We start from the raw sequence: 11,974 nt of genomic DNA on the forward strand, positions 1-11,974 counted from the left end.
CCGGTCGATCGAGGGGGCTTTTCCTCAGCATGAACAGCAGAAAGACGGCATCAGCGATTGCTGTGACGCTCGCGGTGGCACTGGGTGCTACCGCCTGCGGTGGCGGCGGCAACAACAGTGACGGCAACGGTGGCGGCGACGCGAAGGCCGACGCCGGTCTGAGCAGCATCGTCAACAAGAGCGACAAGAAGGGGGGAACGGTCACCTACGAGCACGCCAGTGGCCCCGACTCCCTGGACCCGGGCAACACGTACTACGGCTGGGTGCAGAACTTCGCCCGCCTCTACGCGCGTTCCCTGGTCACCTTCAAGCCGGCGGCCGGGAAGGAAGGCCTCCAGATCGTCCCCGACCTGGCGACCTCGCTCGGCAAGGCCAGCCCGGACGCCAAGACCTGGACCTACACGCTCCGCAAGGGCGTGAAGTACGAGGACGGCACCGAGATCACGGCCCAGGACGTCAAGTACGCCGTCGAGCGCAGCAACTTCGCGCCCGAGGCCCTGTCCAACGGCCCGACGTACTTCAAGGCGTACCTCGACGGCGGCGACAAGTACAAGGGTCCGTACAAGGACAAGTCCGCCGAGGGACTCAAGTCCATCGAGACGCCGGACAAGTACACGATCGTCTTCAAGCTCAACAAGCCGTTCGCGGACATGGACTACCTGGCGGCCTTCTCGCAGACCGCTCCGGTGCCGCAGAAGGCCGACAAGGGCGCCGAGTACGTCAAGAAGATGGTCTCCTCGGGCCCGTACAAGTTCGACTCGTACAGCGAGAGCAGCGGCGCGACGCTCTCCCGGAACCCTCAGTGGGACGCGAAGACGGACCCGGTCCGCAAGGCGCTGCCCGACAAGATCGAGCTGAAGTTCAACGTCAACGCCCAGACCATTGACGATCACCTGCTGACCGACGCGATCACCGCGGACATCGCGGGTACCGGTCTTCAGTCCAAGACGCAGCCGAAGGTGCTCCCCAAGCCGGCGGAGAAGGCCAAGACGGACAACCCGTACGCGGGCGTCACCCAGTACCTGGCGTTGAACGCCAACGTGGAGCCGTTCGACAAGCCCGACTGCCGCAAGGCCGTGCAGTACGCGGTCGACAAGGTCGGCATGGTCAACTCCATCGGCGGCTCCGTCAAGGGCGACCCGGCCACCACGCTGATCCCGCCGTCGGTGAGCGGTTACAAGAAGTTCGACCTGTACCCGTCGGCGGACAACAAGGGTGACGCGGCCAAGGCCAAGGAACTCCTCACCAAGTGCGGCAAGCCGAACGGCTTCAAGACCACGCTGACCGCGCGCGCCGACCGTCCCGACGAGGTCCAGGCCGCGACGCAGCTCCAGGAGAGCCTGAAGAAGGTCGGCATCACCGCCGAGATCAAGACGTTCCCCGCGGACAAGTACTTCACCGACTTCGTGGGCGTTCCGGAATGGGTTCACAAGAACAAGGCCGGAATGATGATGATGGCGTGGGGTGCTGACTGGCCCACCGGCTTCGGCTTCCTCGACCAGATCGTCAACGGTTCGGCGATCAAGCCGTCCGGTGGTCAGAACCTGATGGAGCTGGACGACCCGAAGATCAACAAGGCGCTGACCGACGGCATCGGCATCGTCGACGACGCGGCCCGCCAGGCGAAGTGGGGCGAGGTCGACAAGCTCGTCCTGGAGAACGCCTCGGTCGTCCCGCTCTTCTACAAGAAGAACCTGCTCTACCGGCCCGAGTCCGCGACGAACGTCACGGTCGCCGAGTCCTACCTGGGCATGTACGACTACGTGCTCATGGGTTCGAGCAAGTAGCCAAGTAGGCCACGTAGGCAAGCAGTACGAGCAAGTCGTACGAGCAGGTAGCACGAGCAAGTCGTACGAGTAAGCAGTACGAGCAAGTCGTACGAGCACCACCTGGTCCGACCTGGTCGCGTCCGCCGCGTTCACCGCGCGGGCGCGGCCGGGGCCAGTAGGACCCCTCACACCTGTACATCAACAAGCACCCCCCTCGAAAGGCAGGTGAAGGTGTCAGGCCGGCCGGGCGCATCCCGTCCGCACGGCCCGGCGCCGCACGGCTGTGGCTGCGTACATCATCCGACGCGTCTTCGCCGCGGTGTTGCTGCTGCTGGTGGTCAGCGCAGTCACGTTCGCGATCTTCTTCCTGGTGCCCCGCCTCGGCGGGCAGACGACCGACTCGATTGCCGCCCAGTACGTCGGCAAGAGCCCGGACCCTGACGTCATCGCCGCCGTCAAGAAGAACCTGGGGCTCGATCAGCCCCTCTATCTTCAGTACTGGAACTTCATCAAGGCCATCGTGGTCGGCGCCGAATACAACTTCGGCCCCAACCCCTCGGTGTGCAACGCGCCGTGCTTCGGCTACTCGTTCAAGACGCACGTCGAGGTCTGGCCCGAGATCGTCCAGCGCATTCCAGTGACCTTCTCGCTCGCCATCGGCGCGGCCGTCATCTGGGTCGTCACCGGTGTCGCCATCGGTGTGCTCTCCGCGCTCAAGCGGGGATCGATCTTCGACCGGCTGACCATGGGCATCGCTCTGGCCGGTGTCTCGCTGCCGATGTTCTTCACCGGTCTGGCGTCCCTCGCGCTGTTCAGCTTCAACTGGCCGATCTGGGAGAACCTCCAGTTCGTACCGTTCGAGGAGAACCCCGCCGAATGGGCCTGGAACCTGGTTCTGCCCTGGTGCACGCTGGCCTTCCTCTACTCGGCTCTCTACGCGCGCCTCACCCGTGCGGGCATGCTGGAGACCATGGGTGAGGACTACATCAGAACCGCGCGGGCGAAGGGACTCAAGGAGCGCAAGGTGGTCGTCAAGCACGGCCTGCGCGCCGCGCTCACCCCGCTCATCACCATCTTCGGCATGGACTTCGCGCTTCTCCTGGGAGGCGCCGTCATCACGGAGCGCGTCTTCTCCTTCCAAGGAATGGGCGCGTATGCCATCCAGGGCGTGACCCGAAGTGACCTGCCCATCGTGATGGGTGTGACACTGGTCGCCGCCTTCTTCATCGTTCTCTGCAATCTGCTGGTGGACCTCGTGTACGCCGCGATCGACCCCCGGGTGAGGCTCTCATGAGCGACGTGCGCAAGACGGACACGGACGCGGGCGAGGGCGTGGCCGCCAAGACGGCGAGTACGACGGCCTCCGCCGAGAAGTTCCTGTCCGTACGGGACCTCCGCATCCACTTCGACACCGACGACGGTCTGGTCAAGTCCGTCGACGGCGTCAGCTTCGACCTCAAGGCCGGCCAGACCCTGGGCATCGTCGGCGAGTCCGGCTCCGGGAAGTCCGTGACCTCGCTGGGCATCATGGGGCTGCACACCTCCGAGCGGGCCCGTATCTCCGGCGAGATCTGGCTGGACGGCGAGGAGCTGATCGGCGCGGGACCCGAGCGGGTACGCAAGCTGCGCGGCCAGAAGATGGCGATGATCTTCCAGGACCCGCTGTCGGCGCTGCACCCGTACTACAGCATCGGCTCGCAGATCGTGGAGGCCTACCGCGTCCACAACTCCGTCGACAAGAAGACCGCCAAGAAGCGGGCCGTCGACATGCTCGACCGGGTCGGGATCCCCGAGCCGGCCCGGCGCTACAACGACTATCCGCATCAGTTCTCGGGCGGCATGCGCCAGCGCGCGATGATCGCGATGGCCCTGGTCAACAACCCCGAGCTGCTGATCGCGGACGAGCCGACGACAGCGCTGGACGTGACCGTCCAGGCGCAGATCCTCGACCTCATCCGGGATCTCCAGAAGGAGTTCCACTCGGCGGTCGTCATCATCACCCACGACCTGGGCGTCGTCGCCGAGATCGCGGACGAGCTGCTGGTGATGTACGCGGGGCGTTGCATCGAGCGCGGAACCTCCGAGAAGGTCTTCTACCAGCCCCAGCACCCGTACACCTGGGGCCTGCTGGGATCGATGCCCCGCATCGACCGGGACCAGACCGACCGGCTCGTGCCGGTCAAGGGAACCCCGCCCAGCCTCATCAACGTCCCGTCCGGCTGCGCCTTCCACCCGCGCTGCCCGTACGCGGACGTGCCCAAGGACAACATCACCCGCACCGAGCGTCCGGAGCTGCGGCAGATCACCGACGGGCACTTCTCCGCCTGCCACATGTCGCCCGCGGAGCGGGAACAGATCTGGACCGAAGAGATTGCGCCGAAGCTGTGACTGAGCCGAACACGAAGATTCCGCAGCAGGGGTCGGAGCAGGGGGCACCCGAACCGCTCCTCAAGGTCACCGGCCTGGTCAAACACTTCCCGATCACCAAAGGCGTACTGAAACGCAAGGTCGGCGCGGTCCAGGCGGTCGACGGACTCACCTTCGACGTGCGCCCCGGCGAGACCCTGGGTGTCGTCGGCGAGTCCGGCTGCGGCAAGTCGACCATGGGCCGGCTGATCACGCGGCTGCTCGAACCGACCGGTGGAAAGGTCGAGTTCGAGGGCCGGGACATCACGCATCTGTCCGCCGGCGCCATGCGGCCCATGCGCCGCGACGTACAGATGATCTTCCAGGACCCGTTCGGTTCGCTGAACCCGCGCCACACCGTCGGCGGGATCATCAGCACCCCCTTCAAGCTCCAGGGCATCAAGCCCGAGGGCGGTCTGAAGAAGGAGGTCCAGCGGCTGCTGGAGCTGGTGGGCCTGAGCCCTGAGCACTACAACCGCTACCCGCACGAGTTCTCCGGCGGTCAGCGGCAGCGCATCGGTATCGCCCGCGCCCTCGCGCTCAATCCGAAGCTGGTCGTCGCCGACGAGCCGGTCTCGGCGCTGGACGTGTCGATCCAGGCGCAGGTGGTGAACCTGCTGGACGACCTCCAGGACGAGCTGGGTCTGACGTACGTGATCATCGCGCACGACCTCTCGGTCATCCGCCATGTGTCGGACCGGATCGCGGTGATGTACCTCGGCAAGATGGTCGAGCTGGCGGACCGCAAGTCGCTGTACGAGTCGCCGATGCACCCGTACACCAAGGCGCTGCTGTCTGCCGTGCCGGTGCCGGACCCGAGCAGGCGCGGCGGGAAGAGCGACCGGATCCTGCTCAAGGGCGACGTGCCGTCGCCGATCTCGCCGCCGAGCGGCTGCCGGTTCCACACCCGGTGCTGGAAGGCGACGGAGGTCTGCAAGACGACCGAGCCGCCGCTGATCGAGCTGGCGCCGGGCCACCAGGCGGCGTGCCACCACCCGGAGAACGCTCCGGACCAGCGTCCGCAGGACACGGTGTCGGTGGCGGACCGGGAGACGGTCGAGCTGGCGGAGGCGCCGGCGAAGACGCTGTCGGCGGAGGCTTCCGGCTCGAAGGACCAGGGAGCCGTCACCAAGGAGTAGGGCCGTCACCAAGGAGTAGGCGGGCACGCCTGCCTGTCAGATCACCGCCCGCCCGGGACCCGTTCCGGGCGGGCGGCACAATGTCCGGGTGTTCCACGACTTTTTCACGCCCTCCGTCCAGCACGCGCTCGACCTCGCCGGAATCTTCGTCTTCGCGATCTCCGGCGCCCTGCTCGCCGTACGCAAGAACTTCGACGTCTTCGGCATGGCGGTGGTGGCCGAGAGCACCGCGCTGGGCGGAGGGCTGATCCGTGACCTGATCATCGGGGCCGTCCCGCCGGCCGCCTTCACCGACCTCGGCTATTTCTCCATGCCGCTGGTCGCGACCGCCCTGGTGTTCTTCCTGCATCCGCAGGTGGAACGGATCCAGGGCGCGGTCAATGTCTTCGACGCGGCGGGGCTCGGGCTGTTCTGCGTCACCGGCACCACCAAGGCGTACGAGTACGGCCTCGGCCTCACCTCCTCGGCGGTGCTCGGTCTGACCACGGCGGTCGGTGGCGGTGTGCTGCGGGACGTACTCGCCAACGAGGTTCCCTCGCTGCTGCGTTGGGACCGCGATCTGTACGCCGTCCCGGCCATCGTCGGCGCCACGATGGTGGCGCTCTGTATCCGCTTCGACGCGCTCAACGGGCTGACCAGCGGATTCGCCGTACTGGCCGCCTTCGTCCTACGGCTGTTCGCGATGCGCTTCCACTGGCGGGCACCGCGCGCCTGGAACCGGCGCTCCGACGCGGCGGAGGAGAGTCCGTCTGCTTGAGTCAGTCCGCCGATGGTCCTCGCGTTGGGCCGCTTGAGGGCCGGGCCACCGTGTGTGTGGGGCCATCGTCTGAGGGAGGGGCGTTACGGAGATATTACTAAGCTACCGCTCAGTAAAGCCTTGTTGTACGGTTGGGCCGCATGGCAGCAGAGGCAACCAGCACGCACGTGTCCACCGGGAACGCGCAAGTGTCCATCGGCAACAGTGAGTTCGACCGGGGCACCGCCGTCACCCGTCGAGGTCGTGAAGAAGGCGCCTACGACGCGCTGCTCGCCCCAGGCTGGACGGTCATGAATGTCCTCAACGGCGGCTATCTGCTGGCGGTGATCGCCCGCGCGCTCGGTGACGCGCTGCCGCACTCCGACCCGTTCGCGGTCTCGGCGCACTACCTCGCGCCGTCGGCGCCGGGCCCCGCCGTGGTGCGTACGGAGACGGTGCGGACCGGCCGTACGCTCACCACCGGCCAGGCCTCCCTGTACCAGGCGGCGGCGGACGGCGGGGAGGTCGAGCGGATCCGGGTCGTCGCCTCGTACGGCGATCTGGACGCGCTGTCCGACGACGTACGGACGGCGGCGAAGCCACCCGGGATCCCGCCCCTGGAGCGCTGCGTCAACACCGTCGAAGCACCCCGGCCCCCGGGCGACTTCGCGCTGACCGACCGGCTTGCCCTGAAGCTCGATCCGGCCACGGTCGGCTGGGCGGTCGGCGCGCCCTCCGGGCGGGGCGAGATGCGCGGCTGGTTCGAGTTCGCGGACGGCCGCGACGCCGATCCGCTCTCGCTGCTGCTCGCGGTGGACGCGCTGCCGCCGACGTCGTTCGAGCTCGGTCTCCAGGGCTGGACGCCGACCGTCGAGCTGACGGCCCACGTCCGCTGCCGCCCGGCGCCGGGCCCGCTCCGGGTCTCCCTCACCACCCGCAACCTCGCGGGTGGCTTCCTGGAGGAGGACGCGGAGATCTGGGACAGCGCGGACCGGCTGGTGGCCCAGTCCCGTCAGCTGGCCCGCGCGCCACGCGGCTGAGCGGGGAGCGGCTCGCGAGGTAGCCGTAGCCGTAGCCGTAGCCGTTGGTGTGGGTGTGGGTGGGGGTGTGGGTGCGCCGGGGCGCCCGAGCTTCCCCGTACGGAATCCTGGAATCCTGGGCGGGTGAAGTCCGACCGCCTTCTGTCGATCCTGCTGCTGCTCCAGACCCGTGGCCTCGTCCCGGCCACGGAACTCGCCGAGCGTCTCGAAGTGTCCGTACGGACCATCTACCGCGATGTCGAGTCGCTCTCCGCCTCCGGCGTCCCCGTCTACGCGGAGCGCGGCCGGCACGGCGGGATCGCGCTGCTGCCCGGGTTCCGTACCGATGTCACGGGCCTGACCGCCGACGAGTCCCGCGCCCTGTTCGTCCTCGCCGCCCAGGGTGCTCACTCCGCGCTCGGGCTCGACCAGGCGCTCGGCTCCGCCCTGCGCAAGGTGATGGCCGCGCTGCCCGAACCGCATCGCCCGGCCGCCGAGTTGACCAGCCGGCGGATCCTGGTCGACCCGGAGCGCTGGATGCGCGCGCCGAGGCCGCCCGTCGATCTGGACCAGTTGAGCACGGCGGTCTTCGCGGACCGGCGGCTGCGGCTGTGCTACCGGCACAGCGGCACGACCGAACCGCGTGCGTACACCGTCGATCCGTACGGTCTCGTCGTCAAGGCGGGCGTCTGGTACCTCGTCGCCGACCACCGGGGCGCGCCGCGTCTCTTCCGTGCGGACCGTGTCCAGAAGGCCGCCGTGTCCGAGTCGCCCGTGCGGCGCCGGGAGGGGGTGGAACTGGCGGACGTCTGGGCGGTACTGCGCCGGGACGTGGAGGTACGGCCCGCCGATGTGCGCGTCCAGGCCCGCGTGCGGGTCTCGCGCCTGGACATGTTCCTGCGCATCCAGGGCGTGCAGCTCACCGAGGAACCCGTGACCGAGGCGGACGGGGAGTGGGCACGGGTGCGGCTCGCCTATCCCCTCCTGGGAGGCGTGCGCTCACTGCTCGCCTTCGGCGAGAACGTGGAGGTGCTGTCGCCACCGGAGGCCCGGGAGGAGATGACCCGGGCGGCGGCCGCCGTCATGGCGTTGTACGGGGCGGGGCCGCCCGGGGCGGAGTCGCGGACGAATCCGGAGTCACGGACGAATCCGGAGTCACGGAAGGGACCGGGGGCGTCGCCCGCGGGCGGTCGACGCCCAGGAAACGGCTGACGGCCACGGTGAGTTCCGCCGGGGCGTCCTCCTGGACGAGATGGCCGGCACTCGCCAACAGCCGCAGCTCGGCGCCCGGAACCAGCCCGGCGAGTTCCCGGCCCCTGTCCGGCGGGATCCAACTGTCCTCGGCGCCCCAGCAGATCAGGACCGGCAGGTCCAACTCTCCGTAACGGCCCTGGATCTCGTCCGTGAACCGCTGGTCGTTCTGCTCGATCTGCCGGTAGAAGGCGGACTGTCCGTCGTCCCCGCACCACGGTTCGACCAGCCGGTCCAGAACGTCGGGCCGCAGGCCCTGATGGCTCGCGGAGGAGACGTACTCCCGTACCAGCGCCCGGTGAAGGGCGGGCGGCAGTTGCTCGAAGACCTCGCGGTGGCCGCCGAGCAGCCGGTAGGTCGGCGAACCCCATGGCGCCAGCGCCACCGGGTCGACGAGCGCCAGACGTTCGTAGCGGGCACCGTGCAGGAGGTGGGCGCGGAGCGCGACACAGCCGCCGAAGTCATGGGCGACAACGGCGGGCCGCTTCGGATCCCGGCCCCGGCCCCCGCCCTCGCCCCCGTCTCCGTCCCCGCCCAGGCCCCAGTGGGCGAGCAGCTCCGTGAAGACCCGGGCCTGCGCGGCCAGTGACACATCCTGCCCCGCGCTCTTCTGCGAGACGCCGTAGCCGGGCATGTCCCAGACGAAGACCTGGTGATCCTGCGCGAGGGCCCGTGCGACGGCACGCCAGACGTACGAGGAGAAGGGCGTCCCGTGCAGCAGCACGACCGGTGGCAGGCCGGGTGAACCGAGCGTGGCCCACCGCACCTCGCCGGATGAGCTGCTGAACGTACGATCGAGAAGCCAGTCTGTCATGACCGTAAAGCTATACACTCCTGTCGCTGTCAGGGAAGGATGCCGAGTATCCGCCCCGATACGGACCGAATCCGGACCGAATCCGGAACGAATGCCCCGCGATCGCGAACCAGCTGCGCACCGGCTAACCGGAGCCCGCGTCCGGCTCGTAGAATCGACCGCACCATGGCTTACCTCGACCACGCCGCGACCACTCCGATGCTGCCGGAGGCGATCGAGGCGATGACCGCCCAGTTCGCCCTCGCCGGCAATGCCTCCTCGCTCCATGCCGCCGGGCGCCGGGCCCGCCGTACCGTCGAGGAGGCCCGCGAAACGCTCGCGGAGGCCCTCGGCGCACGGCCCAGCGAGGTGGTCTTCACCTCGGGCGGTACGGAAGCCGACAACCTCGCCGTGAAGGGCCTGTACTGGTCCCGCCGCGACGCCGACCCCGCCAGGACCAGAGTGCTGGCCAGCCCCGTGGAGCACCACGCCGTCCTCGACGCCGTCGAGTGGCTCGGCGAACACGAGGGCGCGACCGTCGAGTATCTGCCGGTCGACGCCTACGGCCGGGTCCTTCCCGGGACACTGCGCGAGGCCGTCGAACGCAACCCGGACGATGTCGCCCTCGCCACCGTCATGTGGGCCAACAACGAGATCGGCACGATCCTGCCGGTCCGTGAACTGGCCGACGTAGCAGCGGAATTCGGCATCCCGCTGCACTCCGACGCCGTCCAGGCCTTCGGTCAGACGGAGCTGGAATTCGGCACCTCGGGACTCGCCGCGATGACCGTTTCCGGCCACAAGATCGGCGGCCCGTACGGTATCGGCGCGCTGCTGCTCGGCCGGGAGTACACCCCCGTACCCGTACTGCACGGCGGCGGCCAGGAGCGCCATGTGCGCTCCGGCACTCTCGACGTCCCCGCGATCGCCGCCTTCGCCGTCGCGGGCCGGCTCGCCGCGCGACGGCGCGAGGAATTCGCCCGCGAGATCGGCGCCCTGCGCGACGAACTGATCGACGCCGTACGCGCGGCGGTCCCCGACGCGGTCCTCGGCGGCGACCCGGACAACCGTCTCCCCGCCAACGCGCACTTCAGCTTCCCGGGCTGTGAGGGCGACTCGCTGCTCCTGCTCCTCGACGCCCAGGGCATCGAGTGTTCGACGGGATCGGCCTGTACGGCGGGAGTCGCCCAGCCCAGCCACGTCCTCCTGGCCACCGGCAGCGACCCCGACCTGGCCAGGGGCACCCTGCGCTTCTCCCTCGGCCACACCACCACCAGGGCGGATGTCGAGGCGGTCGCCAAGGTCATCGGCCCCGCGGTGGACCGCGCGAGGAACGCGGGACTCAGTTAGGGCCTGTCCGGGACCCGTACGTCCGTGCGTCAACAGCGCGCCGCGAAGGGCCGGATTTCTGTCGCTCTTCCGGGGGATGGGCGGTCGGCCCGGGGCGTTGCCACAATTTTCAGCGGGTCGGGGGGAAGCCGAACGCCGAGATCGCGGAGACCGTGCGTCTGTACGGTCGTGCGGCCGTGTCGCTGCGGGGGCCTGCGTGTGTGCGTTCCTTCCCGTCTCCCGGACCGTGGTCGACGAGACTCAGGAGCGCGCATTGAAGAAGACCGGACGGCTGTCCACCCTCGGCGTGATTGCGGCGATCGGCTCCGTACTGCTCACAGCGGGCATGGCGGACGCGGCACCGGCGAAGTGGGCCAAGCACGATCAGGCGGCGGCTCAGTTCAGGAAGGCGGGCATCACGTCCTCCTCCAGCGGAGGCTGTTCCGACTGGAACAAGAAGACCTGTACGTCGTTCACGAACATCAACAAGGCGACGGTCTCCGGCGCGATCGCGTTCAAGAAGGTGAGCCGCTGCAAGGTCGTCATCACCGGCGGTACCGAAAGGGGACACGCGGCGGGGACGTACAGCCACCGGAACGGCTACAAGGTCGACATGAGTGTGACCACCTGCCTCAACAAGTACATCACCGGTAAGGCCGGCAAGTTCACGTACGCCGGCAAGCGCAAGGGCGACGGGGCCAAGATGTACAAGTCCCCGGCGGGGAACGTCTACGCCCGCGAGGGTAGCCACTGGGACGTCACGTACTACAACAGCAAGGCGTAAGGGTCACCGGTGTGCCGACCGCCCGGCCGGACGGTCGGCCCACACCGCGCCCGCACGGTCCGCGCACCTCGCCCGCGCCCGGACCGGCTCAGGTGGCGGCCTTCTTCTCCTTGGCCTTCCGGGTGTCCAGTCCCGCGCGCGCCTCGCCCACGAGCTTCAGGTACCGGTCCCAGTCCCAGTGCGGCCCCGGGTCCGTGTGGTCGGTGCCCGGCACCTGCGCATGGGTGACGATGTGCTCGCGGTCCACGGGTATCCCGTACCGCGCGCAGATCCCCGCGGTCAGCCGCGCCGAGGAGCGGTACATCGCGTCCGTGAAGGATTCGGGCTTGTCCACCCAGCCCTCGTGCTCGATGCCGACCGACCGCTCGTTGTAGGAGCGGTTCCCCGCGTGGTACGCCACGTCCAGCTCGCGGATCATCTGCGCCACCTGGCCCTTCTTGCCGACCACATAGTGTGTGGCCGCGCCATGGGCCGGATTGCGGAAGACCTTGAGCGCCACGTCGTAGCTGCCCTGGACGACATGGATCACCACGCGGTCGATGGTGAAGTCCTCCGGGCGGTCCGCCCGCCGGTAGTTCGCGGGGGAGGCCGCGACCCAGGTGGCGCCGGCGTGATCCAGTTCACCCTCCTTGCGGGGCTTCTCGACGCCCGGCACCTGCCACCAGAGCCTGCCGATCTCGTCCCGCGCGGCCAGACCGCCGCCGAGCACCGCGGCGGCACCGCCGATCAGTACGACCCGCCGCCCGAT

10 protein-coding genes and 1 pseudogene are annotated in these 11,974 nt (G+C 68.7%); 9 read left to right on the forward strand and 2 right to left on the reverse strand.

All coding sequences use genetic code 11. From position 1 onward, the window contains the following. Positions 1 to 29: 29 nt before the first annotated feature. The 7 genes from ACIQD6_RS30070 to ACIQD6_RS30100 all read left to right on the forward strand — a co-directional run bounded on the left by ACIQD6_RS30070 (position 30) and on the right by ACIQD6_RS30100 (position 8,281). Positions 30 to 1,787, forward strand: coding sequence for an ABC transporter substrate-binding protein (locus ACIQD6_RS30070; protein ID WP_401888454.1), 1,758 nt, complete (start codon positions 30 to 32; stop codon positions 1,785 to 1,787). A gap of 265 nt (positions 1,788 to 2,052) precedes the next feature. Next, entirely contained in the window at positions 2,053 to 3,063 is a 1,011-nt protein-coding gene (locus tag ACIQD6_RS30075) for an ABC transporter permease (RefSeq protein ID WP_401888456.1), read from the forward strand. Next, positions 3,060 to 4,157 (forward strand): ABC transporter ATP-binding protein, encoded by a 1,098-nt coding sequence (locus tag ACIQD6_RS30080; RefSeq protein ID WP_401888459.1) that lies wholly within the window; start codon positions 3,060 to 3,062, stop codon positions 4,155 to 4,157. Before ACIQD6_RS30075 ends, ACIQD6_RS30080 begins: the two co-directional genes overlap by 4 nt. After that, entirely contained in the window at positions 4,154 to 5,314 is a 1,161-nt protein-coding gene (locus tag ACIQD6_RS30085; RefSeq protein WP_401888461.1) for an ABC transporter ATP-binding protein, read from the forward strand. Before ACIQD6_RS30080 ends, ACIQD6_RS30085 begins: the two co-directional genes overlap by 4 nt. An 88-nt stretch (positions 5,315 to 5,402) precedes the next feature. After that, entirely contained in the window at positions 5,403 to 6,071 is a 669-nt protein-coding gene (locus ACIQD6_RS30090) for a trimeric intracellular cation channel family protein (RefSeq protein ID WP_401888464.1), read from the forward strand. A gap of 140 nt (positions 6,072 to 6,211) precedes the next feature. Then, positions 6,212 to 7,090: a thioesterase family protein gene (locus ACIQD6_RS30095; protein ID WP_401888466.1), complete on the forward strand. Its 879-nt coding sequence runs from the start codon at positions 6,212 to 6,214 to the stop codon at positions 7,088 to 7,090. 123 nt (positions 7,091 to 7,213) lie between these two features. Next, the gene (locus ACIQD6_RS30100) at positions 7,214 to 8,281 is read left to right on the forward strand and encodes a helix-turn-helix transcriptional regulator (RefSeq protein WP_401888469.1); all 1,068 of its coding nucleotides are present in this window, start codon (positions 7,214 to 7,216) and stop codon (positions 8,279 to 8,281) included. Here the strand turns inward: ACIQD6_RS30100 and ACIQD6_RS30105 are convergent. Further along, positions 8,268 to 9,134 (reverse strand): annotated as a pseudogene (locus ACIQD6_RS30105) (alpha/beta fold hydrolase); the annotation flags it as partial. The gene ACIQD6_RS30100 and the pseudogene ACIQD6_RS30105 overlap by 14 nt on opposite strands. 165 nt (positions 9,135 to 9,299) lie before the next feature. Here ACIQD6_RS30105 and ACIQD6_RS30110 point away from each other — a divergent pair. After that, on the forward strand, positions 9,300 to 10,463 hold the full coding sequence (locus tag ACIQD6_RS30110) for a cysteine desulfurase family protein (protein WP_401888471.1): 1,164 nt from the start codon (positions 9,300 to 9,302) through the stop codon (positions 10,461 to 10,463). Positions 10,464 to 10,716: 253 nt separating this feature from the next. Then, complete coding sequence (locus tag ACIQD6_RS30115) at positions 10,717 to 11,226, forward strand: hypothetical protein (protein ID WP_401888474.1); 510 nt, start codon at positions 10,717 to 10,719, stop codon at positions 11,224 to 11,226. A gap of 88 nt (positions 11,227 to 11,314) precedes the next feature. Here the strand turns inward: ACIQD6_RS30115 and ACIQD6_RS30120 are convergent, their stop codons facing one another. Beyond that, complete coding sequence (locus tag ACIQD6_RS30120) at positions 11,315 to 11,974, reverse strand: N-acetylmuramoyl-L-alanine amidase (RefSeq protein ID WP_401888844.1); 660 nt, start codon at positions 11,972 to 11,974, stop codon at positions 11,315 to 11,317.

Origin of the sequence: Streptomyces sp. NPDC088400, from assembly GCF_044753355.1 — a bacterium.
Taxonomy (GTDB): Bacteria; Actinomycetota; Actinomycetes; order Streptomycetales; family Streptomycetaceae; genus Streptomyces.

Coding starts and splice junctions, on each gene's coding strand:
- ACIQD6_RS30070 (WP_401888454.1), top strand. CDS start 30: ATGAACAGCAGAAAGACGGCATCAGCGATTGCTGTGACGCTCGCGGTG.
- ACIQD6_RS30080 (WP_401888459.1), top strand. CDS start 3,060: ATGAGCGACGTGCGCAAGACGGACACGGACGCGGGCGAGGGCGTGGCC.
- ACIQD6_RS30095 (WP_401888466.1), top strand. CDS start 6,212: ATGGCAGCAGAGGCAACCAGCACGCACGTGTCCACCGGGAACGCGCAA.
- ACIQD6_RS30110 (WP_401888471.1), top strand. CDS start 9,300: ATGGCTTACCTCGACCACGCCGCGACCACTCCGATGCTGCCGGAGGCG.